Below are 20,581 nucleotides of genomic sequence, written 5' to 3'. Positions count from 1 at the left end.
AGAATAGATTTAGTTATTATTTAAAATTTTGACATTATGAAAAATACAAAAATAACAGCGCTTTCCATTCTGCTTTTAGCCGGATCGGTAATGTCCTGTAAGGATCAATTAGATATCCAAAATCCAAATCAACCTACTCCTGCTACAGCGGCATCGGAGGCGGGTATCATTGCTTTGGCACAGGGTTCTATTTATAAAAATGGTTTCACCTCGGCTGGTAATAAATATTACGATGGTGTGGTAGGTGCAAATTATAATGGAGTTGTAGGATTCCATGAATTAATGGGAGATGTGGTAGGTGCAGAAGCTGCTAACACATATATCAATAACTTGTCTTGTCCAGATGTAGTTACTTTAGATAATGGAGCGTCTCAGCCAAATCCAAATAACCCTCCATTACAAAAAACTTTGTTGCGTGCAATTAATACAAATTCACAACAAGGAGGTAACCCAGGATTTCATGAGTGGGCTTATGCTTACCAATTGAATAATGCTTGTAATACAGTTCTTGAGGCAGTTGATAAAACAACATTCTCTGGAGATGCTGCTGCAAAGAAAAATGCAGTTAAGGCTTGGGCTTATTTCTGGAAAGGAATTGCCTATGCTCGCATAGGTTCTATGTATTATGCAGGTTTAATTGTTGATAAGGCTTCGGTTACCAATGGTAAATATGTTTCTAAGGATGCAATTATTACCGAATCTAATTCTAATTTTGACAAAGCTGCTGCTGCAATTACTGCTTCAGGTGCTACTTCAGGATTTGGAGAGGTAATAGGAGCTTTAATTCCAGATTTCTTTCAAGATAATTCTTTTGGAGCTGCTCCAACCAAAGACCAATGGTTGCGTTTGATCAATACCATGAAGGCAAGAAATATTTTGGTAAATACCACTACGGCGACAATGTCATCTTCTCAATGGGATGCTGTTTTGACTTTAGTTAATAATGGTGTAAAAGAAAGTGACCCAGTGATGGCGGGTACTACTAATGCAAATGGTGATATTTTCTCTGCATCCAATTATAATGTTGCGGCTCGTGCCGTGGGTTCAAATGCATCAGGAGGTACGTTTAAAATTTCTGAGCGTTTAATCCAAGAATTTTATCCAGGTGATAAGCGTTTAGCGAATAACTTTAAACAATACAATACTTGGATTGGTAATGCTGACCGTGGAAACGTATTTAATACCCGTTGGGCTATTATTGATAAAGGTGCAGGTTTGCCAGGCGTTATGGCTTATTCTAATAGAACTGCTGGTGCTGGAATTTTATATTTGGCTTCTTCATATGAGGAAAATGAATTGATGAAAGCTGAAGCTAAGCTTTGGAAAGGTGATGTAGCTGGTGCAGTGGCAAGTATCAACAATGTTCGTGCTTACCAGGGTGCTGGATTAGATCCATTAGCTTCAACAGATGCTGCTGAAGTTAAAGAGCAATTGCGTAGAGAACGTCGCGTGGCATTAGCCTTCCGTGGATTATCGTTCTATGATGCTCGTCGTTGGGGTGTTTTAGACAATGGCCGCACAGATGCAGTGGTTATTTCAAAGGATGGTTCTTACATTTCTAAAAAGTCAACTATTAAATATGGTTATTTAGATTATTGGGATGTTCCAGACAATGAATTGGCTAATAATCCTGCAGAATCAGGAAGTGCAGCGACAAAAAATCCTAAATAATATCAATTTTTTGATAAATCTTAAAAGGGGCTTACAGGAATGTGAGCCCCTTTTTTTGTTGTAAATATTGGATTTTTGTTGTCCTGATTTGTCTGTTTGTCCTTAAATTAATTCAATTTATCGTCGATGTTAAGAAATTATTAATTAACTTGCACGTCAGTTTAAATATTTTTATCAATCAAAAACTAAATAACATGAGAAAACTCTTACTTATGTGGGTGTTGTTGTTCGTTTCGGTTTCAACAATGATTGCCCAAACCAGACAAGTTTCTGGAAAAGTAACGTCCTCGGAAGATGGTTCATCCATTCCAGGTGTATCTGTTACAGTGAAAGGTTCCTCTCGCGGTGTTGCAACTACTGCAGATGGATCCTACAAAATTCAAGTTTCTGATGGAGCTGCCTTGCAGTTCAGCTTTGTTGGATACAAGTCACAAACAATTAATGTAGGAAGTCAATCAACAATTAATGTTGTGTTGAAAGCTGAAGCATCTGAATTAGATGAGGTAGTTGTTACTGCATTAGGTTTGACAAGAACTAAAAACACTTTGCCTTATGCGGCGACGTCTATCAAGAGTGATGAAATCAATCGCGTACGTACAGGTAATGCAATGCAATCTTTATCAGGTAAAGTTGCAGGTTTGCAAATTACTCAAGGTAATGCAATTGGTGGTTCTACAAACGTTGTGATTCGTGGTAACAAATCATTATTAGGTAACAACCAAGCATTATTCGTAGTGGATGGTGTTCCAGTTGATAACTCTAATAAGAACTCTTCTAACCAGGTAACTGGTCGTGGAGGTTACGATTACGGTAACGCAGCTGCGGATATTAACCCAGATGATATCGATAACATGACTGTATTAAAAGGTGCTGCTGCAACAGCTCTTTATGGTTCTCGTGCATCTAATGGTGTTATCATGATTACTACTAAGAAAGCTAAAAGAGGTTTAGGCTTAACTGTTAATGCAGGTTTAACTGTAGGTACAATTGACAAATCAACTTTTGCTTCTTACCAAAACCAATATGGTGCGGGTTATTCTGATCCATACCAAAAAGATGGTTTCTTGTATTTTGATGCAAATGGTGACGGCACTAACGATTACGTTGTTCCAACATCTGAAGATGCTTCTTATGGTGTTAAATTTGACAACCGTCCAGTTTATACTTGGGAGTCATGGGATCCAGCAGGTCCATTATATGGAAAAACTAGTCCATGGGCTGCTGCTAAAAATACTCCAGTTACATTTTATGAGACTGCAATTTCTAACAATACAAATATTATGTTAGATGGTGCAAATGACAAAGGAACGTTTAAGTTAGGTTATACTCGTAACGTTGAAAGAGGTACTTTACCAAATTCAGAGGTTGCTAAAAATACAGTTAATTTGAGCGGTACTTATGCTATTTCTCCAAAGTTAACAGCTTCTGCTACTGCTAACTTCTCAATTGTTGATGGTAAAGGTCGTTACGGTTCAGGATATTCTGGAGGTAACGTAAACCAAAACTTCCGTCAGTGGTATCAAACTAACGTTGATATTCAATCTCAAAAGGATGCTTATTTCAGAAACAACCAAAACATTACTTGGAACTGGGCTGATCCTTCATCTGCTGCAGGTTTGAAGCCAATCTATACAGATAACTACTATTGGACTCGTTACCAAAACTATGAGACAGATACTCGTTCTCGTATTTTCGGAAATGCATTCTTAACCTACAAGCCAACTTCTTATTTAGATGTTTTGGGTCGTATTACATTAGATACTTATAATGAGTTCCAAGAGGAGCGTACTGCTTATGGTTCTCAAGCAGTAGCTGGTTATTCTCGTTACGATCGTGCATTTAACGAAACTAACTACGATTTAATCGCTAACTTCGATAAGAATGTAACTGAAGATTTAAATGTTAAAGCATTAGCTGGTTTGAACTTACGTAAATCTTATGTTCGTTCAATCTTTGCTGCAACAAACGGTGGTTTAATTGTTCCAGGTTTGTATTCTGTTGCAAACTCTAAAGGAACGGTAGCTGCTCCATCTGAAGCTTATGCTCCTCGTGAAGTATTTGGTTTATTCGGTGGTGCTACTTTAACTTACAAAGGATTCTTAACATTGGATGGAACTTTCCGTCGTGATAAGTCATCTACATTACCAGTTGAAAATAATACATATAACTATTATTCTGGTTCTGCTTCATGGTTGTTCTCTCACCATATCCAAGATTTACCTTGGTTAACTTCTGGTAAGTTACGTGCAAACTATGCAACTGTAGGTAACGATGCTCCTTGGGGATCTATTAAGAACGTTTATGACCAACCGTCTCCGTTTGGTTCAACAATCTTGTTCTCAGTTCCTTCAACTCAAAACAATCCAACTTTGAAGCCTGAGCAAACTCAGTCTAAAGAAGTAGGTTTAGAAATGGCATTTATGCAAAATCGTTTAGGATTTGACTTCACTTACTACGATTCTCGTACATTAGATCAAATCTTAGCTGCTGCAGTTTCTACAGCAACTGGTTTCTCTTCTTCTTATGTGAATGCAGGTGAAATCCAAAACAAAGGTTTTGAAGTTAGCTTATACGCTACTCCAGTTAAAGTTGGTGACTTCTCTTGGTCTATCAATGCAAACTGGACTAAGAATACTTCATTGGTTGTTAGCTTATACAATGGTTCTCAGAACTTACAAATTGCTACTTTCCAAGGTGGTGTTTCTTTCAACGCAACTGTTGGACAACCTTACGGTACGATCCAAGGAAAAACTTGGAACACTGTTAATGGAGAAAGATTGGTTAAATCTAACGGTCGTTATAGCATCACTACTACTACTACAAACGTAATTGGTAACATGAATCCAAATTGGATTGGTGGTTTAACTAATACATTTAAGTATAAAAACTTGTCATTGTCTGCTTTGATCGATGTGAAACAAGGTGGTAACGTATTCTCATTAGACCAATACTACGGTCAAGCAACGGGTGTTTACCCAGAGTCAGCAGCGTTGAACGATTTAGGAAATCCTTCTCGTGATGCAGTTTCTGCTGGTGGTGGTGTAATCATGCCAGGTGTTTTAGCTGATGGTTCTAAAAATACAATTCGTGTAGAGAACAACTATGGTACTTTTGGTTATGCTCAAAATCCGGCAGCTGCTTTCGTATACGATGCAAGTTTTGTGAAATTAAGAGAGGCTAATTTAACCTATACATTACCAAGAAACATTGTAAGTAAATTAGGTGGAATCAAAGGAGTTGATTTATCTGTATTCGGAAGAAACTTATGGATCATCAAGAAGTATGTACCATATGCTGATCCAGAGGAGAACTTATCTGCGGGTAATATCCAAGGTAACCAATCAGGTGCATACCCAACTACAAGATCTATCGGATTTAATGTTAAGTTAACTTTCTAATTTTTAACCCAATAGAAAAAATGAAAAAGATATTATTAGCAATTGTACCAGCGATGTTGATTTTCGCATCCTGTACTGAAGATATCTCTCAATTAAATATTGAGACAAAAAAGCCTGCAGCTGTGCCTGCACCGACTTTGTTTTCCAATGCGGTTAAAACTTTAGCTGGATCATTGGCATCTGCTTCGGTTAATACCAACGTATTCCGTTTTACGGTTTCGCATTGGGCAATGGCTGTTTACCAAGATGAGGCACAATACGATTTCTCAACTCGTGCTATTCCTCAAGGCTGGTGGACAACTATGTATCGTGACGTTTTAGCTGACTTGAATGAGTCTTCTCGTTTAATCGCTGCTGACAAATCTTTGTCGGCTGGTGAGCAAGCTAACAAATTAGCTATTAACGATATTATGGCAGTTTATACTTACAGTGTTTTAGTTAACACTTTTGGTAACGTTCCATATTCTGAGGCATTAAATTCTACGAATTTATTCCCTAAGTATGATGATGCTGCTACTGTTTCAAAAGATTTATTAAATCGTTTGAATGCAGATATTTCTAAATTATCTACCGCATCTGCTGGTTATGCTTCAGGTGAAGATTTAGTTTACAAAGGATCTGTTGCTAAATGGATTAAGTTTGCAAATACTTTACGTATGAAGTTAGGTATGGTTTTAGCTGATGTAGATGCTTCTACTGCTAAAGCTGCTGTTGAAGCTTCTGATGCAGGTGCAATTTCTGCAGCTGCTGATAACGGATTGTTCGCTTACTTGACAGCTTCTCCAAACCAAAATCCATTGTATGTTGATATCGTTACTGGCGGTCGTCAGGATTATATCGCAGCAAAAGATTTGATGGACAAGTTATTAGGTTGGAATGACCCACGTACTTCGGCATTCTTCTCTAAAAATAACGCTGGTAACTATGCTGGTGGTATTGTAGGAAAAACTAATACATTCGTTGATTTCTCTCGTGCAGGTGCTAAAGTTATTTTGCCAGAAGCTCCATACGTATTAGCAGATTATACTGAAACTGAATTCTTACGTGCTGAAGCAAAAGAAAGAGGTTGGAATGTTGCTGGTTCGGCTGAGACTCACTACAACAATGCAGTTAAATCTTCAATTACATATTGGGGTGGTGCTGCTGCAGATGCTGATACTTATTTAGCTCAAACTGATGTGGCTTATGCAACTGCTGCTGGTGATTGGAAGCAAAAAATCGGTACTCAAAAATGGATCGCTTTATACAATCGTCCATACGAAGGATGGACTGAATTACGTCGTTTGGATTATCCAAAGATTACTGCTCCAGTTGGTGCTAAGTCTGGATTCCCAACTCGTTTCTCATATCCTTTAAATGAGCAAACTTTGAATGGTGCTAACTACACAGCTGCAGCTTCGGCTATCGGTGGTGACGTAGTTACTACTAAATTGTTCTGGGATAAAAACTAATTCCAAGCAATTGATTTAAGAAATAGGCTCCTTCGGGAGCCTATTTTTTTATGTCTAATTGCCAAGTAAAAAGTGGTATGGATTCCTTGATGAAAATACTTTTCTCACCTGTTTTCAAAAATCCATTTTTTTGTAAAACCTTTTGAGATGCTAAATTGTTTTGAGGGGTCTCCGCAATAATTCCTTTTAAATCTACATCCTGATTTGCCCAATCGATAATTGCTTCTATTGCTTCATTGGCATATCCTAGATTTCTGAATTTTTGATCAATTACATAGCCAATTTCAGTAAAACCATCGTTGTTGGGTAATCCGGAAAATCCAATTCCCCCAATAGAGCAGGACTTGTCTTTGAGAATTATTTCCCAATTTGTATACCAGCAAAAGTCAAGTGGATATTTGTGGGTTTGTGGAAGCCAAAAATTAACTAATGCTTCTTGCATTTCTTCCTCATAAAACTTTTCTAAATCAAATGGATTGGAGTTTAGTTGTAAGGCTTTTTCTAAACTAGATCTGCCTTCCTTTGACCAAATCTTTAACATAGAATGGTCTAATGGGATAAGTTTGAGTCGATCTGTTTGAAGAGAAATCAAGAGTAAGGATTTAATTTACCTACAAAATAGGTGGATTGGTCGCAAAAACACAAATACTTATTTAAATGTATGCAATTTTATATTCGGTTTTAATACCTTTTAATTTTACCAAAAAACAAATGAAAAAGTTAGCCCTTTTATTCATCCTCCTAAGTAGTACAATTATAACTTATGCACAGGGACCTGGAGCACAACAAACAGCTCCTAAAGGTTCTGCAAAAATTACCGGTGTCTTGTTAGATTCAACAACCAACAAGCCAGTGGATTTTGCATCGGTTGCCTTGATTAGTAAGTCCACCAATAAACCAGTGGATGGAACAATGGCAGATGCTGTAGGTAAATTTTCAATTCCAAAGGTAGCCTCTGGTTCCTATAAATTAGTCATTTCATTTTTAGGGTATGAAAGCAAAACTTTTGCTTTGGATATCAAGGATAAAAATGATGACCAAGAGTTGGGTGTAATTAAAATGAAACCAACCGAAAAAATGTTGCAAGAGGTTGTGGTAGAAGGTCAAAAAACTTTTATTGAAGAAAAAGTTGATCGTACCGTTTACAATGCAGAGCGTGATGCAACCAATAAAGGTGGTGATGCTACAGATGTGTTGAAAAAAGTACCGATGCTTTCTGTAGATATGGATGGAAATCCATCTTTGCGTGGTTCATCTAATGTGAAGGTTTTGATTAATAACAAACCTTCAACGATTATGGCATCTTCTATTACCGATGCTTTAAAGCAAATCCCAGCAGATATGATTAAAACGGTTGAAGTAATTACTTCTCCATCTGCTAAGTATGATGCTGAAGGCTCCGCAGGTATCATTAATATCGTAACTAAAAAGAATACCTTACAAGGTTTGACGATGAATATCGACCAATCAGTTGGTGTTAGAGGGTCGAATTTAGGCTTGAATGGTAATTTTAGAAACAAAACTTGGGGACTTTCCTTAGGTGGATTTGGTCGTTCGGAATACAATGTAAAAGGTAGTTTTGAAAGTACTCAAATTACCACTGCTGCCAATGGTACACAAACAACCAATGTGCAAACTGCCGATTCCAGAAGACAAGCAATGTTTGGAAACTACCAATTAGGATTTGATTGGGATATTAACAAATATAATTCCATTACCTCCAATATTCGAATGGGTTTAAGAAATGGAAATAACTGGCAAGATGGATTAAAACAAGTTAGAAATGGGGTCCCAACAAGTTTAAGAAATACAAATTCATTGGATCAATCGAATAATATTGATGTGAATTTTGATTACACACATACGTTTGAAAAACCACAAAAAGAATTTAGTGTATTGTCGATGTATTCTAAAAACAATCGTACCAATGATTTTTATAACGATGTGCTGAATCCAAACTCATCAATGAGTGAAATTATGAACTCCATTAAAAATCAGAATACCTCCTATAATGAAGAGATGACCTTTCAAATGGATTACCAAACTCCAATTACTAAAATGCAGTTGCTTGAATTTGGTGCAAAGGCTATTGGAAGAAATGTGACCTCGGATTACAAGTCATTTATCAATCCAAGTGGAAATTCGGAATCTGGTTATGCTCAAGTAAATTTAGCAACCTTGCCTTCTAACGTTTTTGATTATACGCAAAATATTTGGGGATCTTACGCTAATTTTACGCTTTCTACAAAAAATAAGTGGAGTATAAAGATTGGTGGTCGTTATGAGCATACGGATATCACAGCAAGTTTCTTGAAAAAAGAAGGTCAAAATTTAACGATTCCGCCTTATGGTGTTTTTGTTCCAAGTTTAAATTTTTCAAAGAGCATGAAAAAAGGTACTTGGAGATTTAGTTACAATCGCCGTATCCAAAGACCAGGTATTCAAAACTTGAATCCAAACGTGAATGCTACCAATCCATTGAATATTTCAATGGGTAATCCAAATTTGGCTCCAGAATATACCAGCAATTATGAAGTTAATTATAGTAGATTTATCAAACAATCCTATTTGTCCACAGCAATATTTGTAAGAAGTACAACGGGTGCTATTAATCAAATTCGTACTGTTTCGGGTGATACAGTGAAAACGAAATCTGTGAATATTGGTAGTGAGGATGCGTATGGATTTAACTTCAATGCAAACATCAACTTGTCAAATAAATTCATGTTGGGAGGTGGAGCAGATATTTCTTATATGTATTTGTCAAACAATAATCCTGATCCAGCCTTAAATGCAAAAAATGAAGGTATAACTTCAAACTTTAGAGTTTTTGCAAATTATACCATTGGAAATGGTTGGGGAATGCAGTTGTTCTCTTTTTACAGACCAAATCAAATTCAATTACAAGGTTCTCAAGGAGGATTTGGAATGTATAACATGAGCTTCCGTAAAGATTTGAAAAACAAAAAAGGAAGCTTTGGCTTGGGCTTAGAGAATTTCTTGACGAATGGAATGACGATTAGAAATGAAACGAAATCTAATACAATCTCTCAGGTAAGTACCAATATTATGCGCAATGCAAATATTCGAGTAAACTTCACCTACCGTTTTGGAAAGATGAGCTTTGGTCCACAGAAGAGAAAGAAATCTGTTAGCAACGACGATACCAAAGATGGTGGAGATGCTCAACCTGTTCAACAACAGCCAATGCAAATGATGGGACCAGGTGGAGGAAATCGCGGTGGCGGTGGCGGCTTTGGTGGTGGATTTGGGGGACCACGTTAGAATTATGAATTATGAGTTATGAATTATGAGTTATGAATTATGAGTTTATTTGCCATAATTCATAACTCATAACTCATAATTTATTTGTTTCTCTCAATCGTATAAGTAATCAAATCATTTAGTGAAGTGCGATATTCAGAAGGAGGGAAGTTCGAAAGGATTTCCCTTGCTTCGTTTGCAATTTGATGCATTTTTTCGGTGGCGTATTGTAATCCTCCTGTAGATTTGACAAAATCAATTACTTCACGAACCTTTACTGGATTCTCCGATTCGTGTTTGATGGTCAAAATAATATGCTTACGTGTTTTTCTATCGGTTTGTTGTAGGGCATGAATCAATGGCAAAGTCATTTTCTTTTCTTTGATGTCGATCCCTAGGGGTTTACCAATTTCGGCATCTCCATAGTCAAATAAATCATCTTTGATTTGAAAGGCTATGCCAACCTTTTCACCGAAAAGTCGAGCTTTCTCTACTAAATCTTCTACAGCCTGACAAGATTGCGCACCTACAGCACAACAGGCTGCAATAAGGGTGGCAGTTTTTTTTCGAATAACTTCGAAATAGATTTCTTCTGTTATATCTAACTTTCTAGCTTTTTCAATTTGAAGTAATTCTCCTTCTGCGATTTCACGAACTGCGATAGAAACAGATTCTAACATTTCAAAATCCTTATGTTCAACAGAAAGTAGAAGTCCTTTTGAAAGTAAATAATCCCCCACCAAAACGGCTATTTTATTTTTCCAAATGGCATTTATGGAGAAAAATCCTCTACGGTAATTAGCATCATCTACCACATCATCATGAACTAAAGTGGCCGTATGAAGTAATTCTATTAATGCAGCACCACGGTGCGTTTTTTCGTTGATTTCACCAAACATTCCTGCCGATAGAAAGACAAACATCGGTCGGATTTGTTTACCTTTTCTTTTAACAATATAATTCATGATGCTATCGAGAAGCATCACCTTTGTTTTCATAAATTGTTTGAATTTCCCTTCAAAAGATTTCATGGGTTCTGAAATCGGAGCTTGAATTTTTTGAATGGAAACTGACATTTAGGCCTGGAAAATTTTTGTGATGTAATTTACATAAATTTACTTAGTTTTAATAAATAATAAACCATTTGCTATGAGTAAGGTTTTAGTTTTAGCTGGAGGGGCTGTAAAAGGAGCCTATCAGGCAGGAGTCATTCGGACTTTGTTTGAATCAGGTTTTCAGCCAGATGCTATCTATGGGATTTCTGCTGGGAGTCTGAATGCCTCTTACTTGGTCAATCAATTTGGGATGCAGGCGGTGGAGGAGAGTCCTATTGATTACGCGCAAGCGGGTAAAGATTTATGGGATTTTTGGGAAATGCGGATCACTCATCCGGGTAGTTTATTTGTTCCTTGGAGTATTTTTGAATTAGGATATACTGCACTTGTTAAAAAATTTAAGGGACTTGTGGATACCTCACCTTTGCGAAATTTAGTAGAGGACTCCTTGCAAATGCGAAATTTACACGCAAGTCCAATTGCCTTGAAAGTTGGCGCTGTAAATATTATAGATGGAGGTATTAAATATGTGGACCCAAGTGTAGATTCATTTTTTAGTTTTTTGATGGCTTCCTGTGCCGTGCCTATTTTGATGCCTGTGGTTAATATTGGAAATAATATGAACCAAAATTATTTAGATGGAGGTTTGCGAAATGTTTCTCCTATTTGTAAAGCCATAGAAGATGGTGCAACTGAAATTGTGGCAATATCTTGTCATCCTGAACAAATTGAAGGCGGTAATTTTGATACAGGAGATTTGTTGGCCTTGGTAGATCGTGTGATGGATATTGCGGTGAATGAAATTTTGAATGCCGATTTACAAGCAGCTAAAATGATGAATGAAACCAAAGTGAATCCGGTGAAAATTCGTTCTATTCGTCCTGTTCAGCCTTTACAGATTGATATGCAGAATTTTAATAAATTTGATATTAGGCGGTTGTTGGAGTTGGGGTTCCAAGTTAATTGTTAATTGTTAATTGTTAATTGTTAATTGTTAATTGTTAATTGTTAATTTGAATATTTTAGAAATAAAATTAAATATAATTTTTTTGATTTTTTTAGTAGTTTTTTTAAGATTTTAACTTTAAAGATTAATTAACAATTAACAATTAACAATTCATTCATGAAACCCATTTCCTTCCTCTTCGCATTTTTAATTTCAACTTCACTTTTCGCCCAAAAGATAGATATAAAGGCCCAATATGCTTTGGCAGAAAAGCAATATGAGCAGATGTTGAAGGATCATCCGGATACGAGTACAACGGTTCATTCTGCGAAGCAAGACGGAACGTACAGAAATTTGCCTTCATCTTGGTGGTGTTCGGGGTTTTTTCCAGGTGGATTATGGTATTTGTTTGAACAAACTAAAAATCCGAAATGGGAGAAGGCTGCTCGTTTATGGTCGGCAGCGGTGGAAAAGGAAAAATACAATACGGGAACTCACGACTTGGGATTCATGATGTATTGTTCGTTTGGTAACGGTTTGCGTTTGGCAAAAGATCCTAAATACAAAGCTGTTTTGATTCAATCGGCCAAATCATTGGCAACACGTTTTGATCCTAAGATTGGTTTGATAAAATCTTGGAACAGTTTTAAAGGTGGATATAAGTATCCGGTTATCATCGATAATATGATGAATTTGGAGTTATTGTTTTGGGCAGCAAGAGAAACTGGAGATAAATCATTTTACGATATCGCTATTAAACATGCTGATAATACTATTAAAAATCACTTCAGGCCAGATTTTTCAAGTTATCATGTGATTTGTTATGGACCTAATGGAGAGGTGTTAGCCAAGAAACAGCACCAAGGTTATGTGGATGAGTCGCAATGGTCGCGAGGGCATGCCTGGGCTATTTATGGTTATGTGATGATGTACCGTGAGACTAAGGATAAAAAATACTTAGATTTTGCACAGAAGATTACCGATTATTATTTGAATCATCCGAATTTACCAAAAGATAAAATTCCATATTGGGATTTTTATGCGCCGAATATTCCAAATGAGGAAAGAGATGCATCAGCCGGTGCTATTGTAAGTTCTGCTTTATTTGAATTAGGTAAACAAACGGGTGGCGAAAAAGGTAAGCAGTATATTAAAGATGGAATCACGATGTTGGAGTCATTGTCAAGTCCTGCGTATCGCGCTGCTTTAGGTGAAAACAATAACTTTTTGATCAAGCATTGTGTGGGTGCTAAAAGTTTGAATTCAGAAATAGATGTTCCATTAATTTATGCGGATTACTATTATTTGGAGGCATTAAAAAGATATCAAGAATATCGTAAGAAGGGCATGTAAAAATTGGGCAGTTTTTTGAATAATTTGTACCTTTGTGGTTTCATTTTAATCAAAGCAAAATGTCGTTCAAAAAAATTCAATCTGCCTTAATTTCTGTTTATTATAAAGATGGTTTAGCGCCAATTATTTCGAAGTTGCACGAGGAGGGAGTTGTACTTTATTCAACTGGTGGTACGCAGCAATTTATCGAAGAAATGGGTATTCCTGTTATTCCTGTAGAAGATTTAACGGGCTATCCTTCTATTTTTGGAGGACGTGTTAAGACTTTACATCCAAAGGTTTTTGGTGGAATTTTGTATCGCAGAGATTTAGCATCTGATGTGGAGGTTGCCAATCAATTTGAAATTCCTGCATTGGATTTAGTGATGGTAGATTTGTATCCGTTTGAAGAGACAGTTGCTTCTGGTGCATCTGATGAAGATATTATCGAAAAAATTGACATTGGTGGTATTTCTTTGATTCGTGGGGCTGCCAAGAATTTCAATGATGTTTTAATCGTTTCTTCGCGTTCGCAGTATGGAGAAGTTTTGGATATTTTCGCAGCACAAGGTGCATCAACCAATTTAGAGCAGAGAAGAAATTTTGCAGGAAAGGCGTTTGCTGTTTCCTCGGGATATGATTCAGCTATTCAATCCTATTTTGCAGGAGAAAGTAATAATTTGCATAAGTTTGATCATTTGCCATCTCAAACCTTGAGATACGGTGAAAATCCGCACCAAACCGCTACGTTTTATGGAGATATCGATGCCTTATTTACAAAATTAAACGGTAAGGAGTTGTCGTATAACAATTTAGTAGACGTTGATGCTTGTTTGGCTTTATTGGATGAGTTTAAAGAAACGGCTTTTGTGATTATTAAGCATACCAATGCTTGTGGAGTAGCAACTGGAAGTTCAGTAAAAGAAGCTTATCAAAAAGCACTTTCTTGTGACCCAGTTTCAGCTTTTGGAGGAGTGTTGGCATGTAATGGTGAAGTAGATAAGGCGGCCGCAGAAGAAATTAATTCATTGTTTTGTGAAATTTTAATTGCTCCATCATACTCAGATGAGGCTTTGGAGATATTGAAATCGAAGAAAAATAGAATTTTGTTGCAAAGAAAACCACAAGAGTTTTCGAAGAACATGTTCAAAACTTTATTGAACGGTGTGTTGGAGCAAGATAAGGATTTGGTGATGGAAGAGGTTGCAGATTTTAAAACTGTAACAGAAAAAGCGCCAACTGAGCAAGAATTGAAAGCCTTAGCATTTGCCTTAAAGATATGCAAGCATACTAAATCCAATACAATTGTGTTGGCAAAAGAAGGGCAATTGTTAGCATCTGGGGTAGGTCAAACTTCTCGTGTTGATGCTTTAAAGCAAGCTATTGAAAAAGCTGCTGAATTTGGATTTGATTTGAATGGATCTGTAATGGCTTCCGATGCATTTTTCCCTTTCCCAGACTGCGTTGAAATTGCAGGAAAAGCAGGAATTACAGCGGTAACACAGCCTGGTGGATCCATAAAAGACAAAGACTCAGTTGATTATTGCAACCAAAACGGGATTGCCATGGTGATGACTGGAATTCGTCATTTTAAACACTAAAAATTTAATTGTTTTTTCACGAGAAAAATCTTCATTTTTCGGGGAAAAATATGTATTTTTAAAATTATAATTTAAAATCTTAAATGACAAGGTTTTATGCCTTGTTAATAAATAGTTAAATCGGGTTTATGTCAGAAATTCAAGATTCGGCCGCAGAAAACAAAGCCAATTATGGTGCGGATAATATTCAGGTATTAGAAGGTTTAGAAGCGGTTCGTAAGAGACCATCCATGTATATTGGTGATACGGGAATTAAAGGTTTGCACCATTTGATTTGGGAGGTTGTTGATAACTCAATAGATGAGGCATTAGCTGGACATTGTGATAAAATCAAAGTTACCATCAATACCGATAATTCAATTTTGGTTGAAGATAATGGTAGAGGTATTCCAACAGGTATGCATACCAAGGAAAAGCGTTCTGCTTTGGAGGTTGTAATGACTGTTTTACACGCGGGTGGTAAATTTGACAAAGATACTTATAAGGTTTCTGGAGGTTTGCATGGTGTGGGTGTGTCCTGTGTGAATGCTTTGTCAACAGATTTAAAAGTAACTGTTCATCGTGAGGGAAAAATTTTCCAACAAGAATATAAAATTGGTGTACCTCAGTACCCAGTAAAAGAAGTAGGTGTTACAGATAGAACAGGTACTTCGGTATTATTTAAGCCAGATGATACGATTTTTACGGTAACTGAATACAAATATGAAACTGTAGCTGCTCGTTTGAGAGAATTATCTTTCTTGAATGCTGGTATACGTGTTGAATTGACAGATTTACGTGACTTAGATGAAAATGGTATAGCGCAGTCGGAGGAGTTTTATTCTGAAGGAGGTTTACGTGAGTTCGTTACTTATTTAGATGCAACTCGTGAGGCATTGATTGCTGAGCCAATTTATATGGAAGGTGATAAGAATGGGGTACCTGTTCAAGTTGCCATGATGTACAATACTTCTTATTCAGAAAATGTAGTTTCTTATGTAAACAACATCAATACCATTGAAGGAGGTACACACGTTGCTGGTTTCCGTGGTGCATTGACTCGTACTTTGAAGAATTATGCAGATAAGTCAGGTGCTTTAGATAAATTAAAAATTGATATTGCTGGGGATGACTTCCGTGAGGGGTTAACTGCAGTTATTTCAGTAAAAGTTGCAGAGCCTCAATTTGAAGGTCAAACAAAGACTAAATTAGGAAATGGCGAGGTTTCAGGTGCGGTATCGGCAGCGATGTCTGATATGTTGGAGGCTTGGTTAGAAGAGCATCCTAAAGAGGCTCGTCAAATTGTAGCGAAAGTGATTTTGGCAGCTCAAGCCCGTCACGCAGCTAGAAAAGCTCGTGAAATGGTTCAAAGAAAAACTGTTTTAGGTTCTAATTCATTGCCTGGAAAACTAGCCGATTGTTCTGATTCGGATCCAAATGTTTGTGAATTGTATCTTGTGGAGGGAGACTCTGCAGGTGGAACTGCCAAGCAGGGAAGAAATCGTGCATTTCAAGCTATATTGCCATTGAGAGGTAAGATTTTGAATGTTGAAAAGGCGCAAGAATACAGAATTTACGAGAACGAAGAGATTAAAAACATGATTACTGCTCTTGGTGTTTCGTTTGGTAAAGATGGTGATGAGCGTGCCTTAAACATTGAAAAATTAAGATATCATAAAGTGATCATCATGACCGATGCGGACGTTGACGGTAGTCACATTCGTACGCTTATTTTGACATTCTTCTTCCGTTACATGCGTGAACTGGTGGATAATGGCTATATCTACATTGCTCAACCACCTTTGTATCAAGTTAAAAAGGGACAACAAGTTCGATATGTATGGAATGAGCAACAGAGGGATGAAGCTATTCGTGAATTAGCGGGTGGAGGAAAAGAGGAAAGTGTAGGAGTTCAACGTTACAAGGGTCTTGGTGAGATGAATGCAGAGCAATTGTGGGAGACTACGATGGATCCTGAAACAAGAACATTGAAGCAGGTAACTGTGGAATCTGCAATTGAGGCCGACGTCTTGTTCTCTATGTTGATGGGTGATGAAGTTGCTCCTCGTAGAGAGTTTATTGAGAAAAATGCAAAATACGCTAAGGTAGATGTCTAGTAAATTTGATTTCAAATCTTATCATGTGCGTGCAATAAATGCGGCAAATGATGAGGAAAAGAAAGCAATCAATCAAGAATTAAAGGATTTTTATGCAGGCTTGTCTGAGGAAGAGAAGCCTGCATTTAATCAAGAATTGCAACATTTTTTATTAACAGAAATGGGGCGATTAGGTTCAGATTACCAAGCAATAAAGAATAATATACCCCAAAACTAAAATGGGAAATTCGAAAGATCGGTTGGATGAAATAATGGCAGAAGATTCTCAAGGCGAGAATCTTTTGTCGTTCCTACAACCTAAGAATTGGAAAATTAATTTATTGGCTCCAAGAGATTCAGCAAGGAAATTAGAGAAATCTTTATTAAAGAATCAGGAAATTATTGAGAAATCTAAATTCATTTCTCGTGATTTATCTTGGTTGAAATTTGATGAAAGGGTTTTGGACCAAGCCCGAGATACCTCAAAAAATCTGTTTGATCGATTGAAATTTTTAGCCATTACAGCTTCCAATTTGGATGAATTTTTTACTATCCGTGTGGGATCCTTATATAATTACATAGATTTTGGAAAGGAAAGGACGGATTATTCTGGACTGCGCGAAGGGCCATTTAAACATACATTGATTTCTGCTGCAAAAGAATTTTCCATTGAAAAACACCGATTGTTTTTAGAGGAAATCTTACCTCTATTTCCAGCAAATGGTTTAAAAATGGCATCCATTTCAGACCTTACTGAGGAGGAAAACGCGGAGGTTGAATTGTATTTTAATCGGACAATTTATCCGATGTTAACACCAATGGTGTTCGATAATACCCATACATTTCCAAGTTTGTTAGCAAAAACTTTGATTTTTGGAGTTGTAACAATTGGTCACCAAAGTTTTAAACAAGGGAAACTAAAAAACGAAAAAGATCCAAAGATTTCATTTGTTCAAATCCCAACGAATTTAAATCGTTTTTATGTTTTAGAGCGAGAGGATGTGGTTTTGTTTTTACCGATTGAAGAAATAATTCGCAATTATATCCACCTTCTATATAAAAACGTAGAAATTGAGTCTTTAAGTCTATTCAGAATTACACGAAATGGAGATTTTGATGTAGTGGAGCATGAAGATCAAGAAACGGATTTTGTTGATGAAATCAAGAAAAAAATTAAAGACAGAAGACTCGGTCGAGTAACTCGCGTAGAAGTTGAGAAAAATTATTCTTCCTTTTTGATGGATGAAATGTTAGATCGATGGAGTTTAGATCATTCAGATATTTTTGTCAAAGAATCTATACTTGATTTTACCTCTTTTTGGCAAATTTTAAAACATCCTGATTTTAAGGATAAAATGCCAAAACCACCCACGGTAGTTCCTCCCATTGGTCTGAAGTCTATTCAGATTGATGATATTTTTGAAACGATGAAAAAGGGGGATATTTTATTGCATCACCCCTATAACAATTTTGAACCTGTCATACAATTATTGGAGCAAGCAGCGGAAGATCCACAAGTGTTGGCTATTAAAATTACTTTATATCGTATCTCAAAAAATTCTCGAATTGCCAATGCATTATTGCGTGCTGCGGAACAAGGAAAACACGTTTCAGTATTATTTGAGGTGAAGGCTAGATTTGACGAGGAAAATAATATTCGTGAGGCCACACGTTTACAAAAAGCTGGTTGTTTTGTGATTTATGGAATTCCTGGATTAAAAACACATACTAAATTACTTCAGGTCATAAGAAATGAAGGGACACATGTGATGAGTTATGCCCATCTTTCATCCGGAAATTACAATGAAGATACCGCCAAGTTATATACAGATATTGGCCTTTTGACTACCGATTCTCGTATAACACAAGATATTGCTGAGTTTTTTAATGTAATTACGGGGCATTCAATGCCAACTCAATATGAGCATTTAATAACTGCTCCACGTGATATGCGAAATCGATTGATAGAAATGATCGAGCAGGAGGTGGAAAACTTCAATAATGGAATCCCTGCTGGTATTTGCTGGAAAATTAATTCACTTCAAGACAATAAAATTATTGACGCACTTTATGATGCATCTAATGCTGGAGTGCCAATTTTATTGATTGTTAGAGGTATTTGTTGCATCCGTCCGCAAAGAAAAGGGTTGTCAGAAAATATTTTTATCAAATCTATTGTTGGCGATTATTTAGAGCACACCCGTTTGTATTATTTCCACAATGCTGGCGAGCCGAAAGTATACGGAGGTTCTGCAGACGTGATGGTTAGAAGTTTTGATCGAAGGATAGAATCCTTGTTTGAGTTAGTAAATACACGTGTAAGAAATCAGGCAATAACTATTTTAGATTGGAATTTGCGTGATACCAAAAACTCATATGAAATGCAGGAAGATGGAGGTTATTGGAAAGTTGAAAGTAATGAGCCATTTAATATCCATTCCGAATTTTACCAATTGAAAGAAGAAAATTTAATAAATCAAATTAATTTTAACCAATATACTATTACCCTGGAACCTAACAATTCCTCGGAATTCATCAATTAAGCTTTATGGAAAGATTTACTGGCCTTTTAGGCATTGTTTTAATTTTAGGATTGTCTTATTTACTTTCAAATAATAGAAAAGCAATTAACTTTCGAACAGTTGGAGTTGGTTTTGGTTTGCAGGTAGTTTTAGCAATTTTTATTTTAAAGACAGAATTAGGTCAAACTATTTTTCAATGGTTGGGTGATTCAATCAATACATTGTTAGGACAAGCCGATAAAGGGGCCTTGTTTGTTTTTGGTTCATTAGTAGACCGTAATTTGATGGGTAAGGCCTTTGGAGCTGGCAATGAATATATTTTCTTTTTTAAGGTGGTGCCAACTATCATTTTTGTAGCTGTATTGGTTAATATGTTTTATCATTTGGGTGTCTTACAAAGAGTTGTGGCTGTTTTAGGCAAGGGAGTTCATCGATTGATGGGTGTTAGTGGGGCTGAGGCATTATCCAATGTAGCGAGTACATTTGTTGGGCAAGTGGAAGCTCAAATTATGATTAAGCCTTATTTGAAGAATATGACAAATTCCGAATTGATGGCATCTATGGCAGGAAGTTTTGCTTGTATTGCAGGAGGAGTAATGGCTGTATATATATCATTAGGTGTACCTGCACCTTATTTATTGGCGGCAAGTTTAATGGCGGCCCCTGGTGCGTTGGTAATTTCAAAAATAATGTTTCCTGAAACAGAGAAGTCGGAGACCCAAGGAGCCGTTAAATTGGAAATATCTAAATCACATGCCAATTTAGTGGATGCAATTTCTGCAGGGGCTTCTGAAGGCTTGAAAGTGGGTTTGAATGTAATTGCCATGTTGATTGGATTCATTGCACTTATTGCTTTAGTCGACATTGGATTAGGCCATATTGGGAATTTAATCAATGTGCCAACATTGTCTATGAATTTAATCTTAGGTAAATTATTTTCAGTTTTCGCATTTGCCATGGGAGTTCCCTTGAAGGATATTGAAGCGGCTGGTGCATTAATGGGTGAAAAAATGGTTGTGAATGAATTTGTAGCCTACCTTGATATGATGAAAATTAAGGCTACCTTAGATCCTAAAACTATTGCAATTACAAGTTTTGCCCTTTGTGGTTTTGCAAACTTTAGTTCCATTGCTATCCAAATTGGTGGAATTGGAGAATTAGCACCTAGTCGCAGGTCTGATTTAGCAAAATTAGGTTTTAAAGCCTTAATTGCTGGTACCTTAGCTTCTTATATGTCTGCAACTTTAGCCGGATTACTTTTATAAT

13 protein-coding genes are annotated in these 20,581 nt (G+C 36.6%); 11 read left to right on the top strand and 2 right to left on the bottom strand.

Features of this window, described 5'->3' with window-relative positions; translation table 11 throughout:
• The first annotated feature begins 36 nt into the window (after positions 1 to 36).
• The 3 genes from EOJ36_RS06970 to EOJ36_RS06960 all read left to right on the top strand — a co-directional run bounded on the left by EOJ36_RS06970 (position 37) and on the right by EOJ36_RS06960 (position 6,520).
• Positions 37 to 1,671, top strand: a complete 1,635-nt coding sequence (locus EOJ36_RS06970) for a RagB/SusD family nutrient uptake outer membrane protein (protein WP_127803752.1) — start codon at positions 37 to 39, stop codon at positions 1,669 to 1,671.
• A 194-nt stretch (positions 1,672 to 1,865) separates the two neighbouring features.
• Positions 1,866 to 5,069: a SusC/RagA family TonB-linked outer membrane protein gene (locus tag EOJ36_RS06965; protein WP_127803750.1), complete on the top strand. Its 3,204-nt coding sequence runs from the start codon at positions 1,866 to 1,868 to the stop codon at positions 5,067 to 5,069.
• A gap of 20 nt (positions 5,070 to 5,089) precedes the next feature.
• The gene (locus EOJ36_RS06960; RefSeq protein WP_127803748.1) at positions 5,090 to 6,520 is read left to right on the top strand and encodes a SusD/RagB family nutrient-binding outer membrane lipoprotein; all 1,431 of its coding nucleotides are present in this window, start codon (positions 5,090 to 5,092) and stop codon (positions 6,518 to 6,520) included.
• Between the two features lie 40 nt (positions 6,521 to 6,560).
• Here EOJ36_RS06960 and EOJ36_RS06955 read toward each other — a convergent pair whose 3' ends face one another.
• A complete protein-coding gene (locus tag EOJ36_RS06955; protein WP_127803746.1) occupies positions 6,561 to 7,112 on the bottom strand; it encodes a GNAT family N-acetyltransferase in 552 nt (183 codons plus the stop codon).
• 119 nt (positions 7,113 to 7,231) lie between these two features.
• Between EOJ36_RS06955 and EOJ36_RS06950 the strand changes: the two genes are divergently transcribed.
• Entirely contained in the window at positions 7,232 to 9,805 is a 2,574-nt protein-coding gene (locus EOJ36_RS06950) for a TonB-dependent receptor domain-containing protein (RefSeq protein ID WP_127803745.1), read from the top strand.
• Positions 9,806 to 9,885: 80 nt separating this feature from the next.
• Here EOJ36_RS06950 and EOJ36_RS06945 read toward each other — a convergent pair whose 3' ends face one another.
• Positions 9,886 to 10,860 (bottom strand): polyprenyl synthetase family protein, encoded by a 975-nt coding sequence (locus EOJ36_RS06945; RefSeq protein ID WP_127803743.1) that lies wholly within the window; start codon positions 10,858 to 10,860, stop codon positions 9,886 to 9,888.
• A gap of 73 nt (positions 10,861 to 10,933) precedes the next feature.
• Between EOJ36_RS06945 and EOJ36_RS06940 the strand changes: the two genes are divergently transcribed.
• From EOJ36_RS06940 to EOJ36_RS06910, 7 genes are all read left to right on the top strand, one after another.
• The gene (locus EOJ36_RS06940) at positions 10,934 to 11,809 is read left to right on the top strand and encodes a patatin-like phospholipase family protein (RefSeq protein WP_127803741.1); all 876 of its coding nucleotides are present in this window, start codon (positions 10,934 to 10,936) and stop codon (positions 11,807 to 11,809) included.
• A 153-nt stretch (positions 11,810 to 11,962) separates the two neighbouring features.
• Positions 11,963 to 13,138 carry a glycoside hydrolase family 88 protein gene (locus tag EOJ36_RS06935; RefSeq protein WP_127803739.1) on the top strand — a complete coding sequence of 392 codons (1,176 nt, stop codon included), beginning with the start codon at positions 11,963 to 11,965 and terminating at the stop codon, positions 13,136 to 13,138.
• Between the two features lie 59 nt (positions 13,139 to 13,197).
• The gene (gene purH, locus EOJ36_RS06930; RefSeq protein WP_127803737.1) at positions 13,198 to 14,718 is read left to right on the top strand and encodes a bifunctional phosphoribosylaminoimidazolecarboxamide formyltransferase/IMP cyclohydrolase; all 1,521 of its coding nucleotides are present in this window, start codon (positions 13,198 to 13,200) and stop codon (positions 14,716 to 14,718) included.
• Positions 14,719 to 14,846: 128 nt separating this feature from the next.
• A complete protein-coding gene (gene gyrB, locus EOJ36_RS06925) occupies positions 14,847 to 16,814 on the top strand; it encodes a DNA topoisomerase (ATP-hydrolyzing) subunit B (RefSeq protein WP_238944430.1) in 1,968 nt (655 codons plus the stop codon).
• Positions 16,807 to 17,031, top strand: a complete 225-nt coding sequence (locus tag EOJ36_RS06920) for a hypothetical protein (protein ID WP_127803735.1) — start codon at positions 16,807 to 16,809, stop codon at positions 17,029 to 17,031. The genes gyrB and EOJ36_RS06920 overlap by 8 nt, the downstream gene beginning before the upstream one ends.
• A 1-nt stretch (position 17,032) precedes the next feature.
• Positions 17,033 to 19,336: a polyphosphate kinase 1 gene (gene ppk1, locus EOJ36_RS06915; RefSeq protein ID WP_238944429.1), complete on the top strand. Its 2,304-nt coding sequence runs from the start codon at positions 17,033 to 17,035 to the stop codon at positions 19,334 to 19,336.
• Between the two features lie 5 nt (positions 19,337 to 19,341).
• Positions 19,342 to 20,580 (top strand): NupC/NupG family nucleoside CNT transporter, encoded by a 1,239-nt coding sequence (locus EOJ36_RS06910; protein ID WP_127803733.1) that lies wholly within the window; start codon positions 19,342 to 19,344, stop codon positions 20,578 to 20,580.
• The last annotated feature ends 1 nt before the right edge of the window (position 20,581 follow it).

The organism is Sandaracinomonas limnophila (assembly GCF_004005965.1).
GTDB classification, from domain to species: Bacteria; Bacteroidota; Bacteroidia; order Cytophagales; family Spirosomataceae; genus Sandaracinomonas; species Sandaracinomonas limnophila.
Note: the sequence above shows the minus strand (reverse complement) of the source record. Positions and strands in the feature narration are given on the sequence as shown.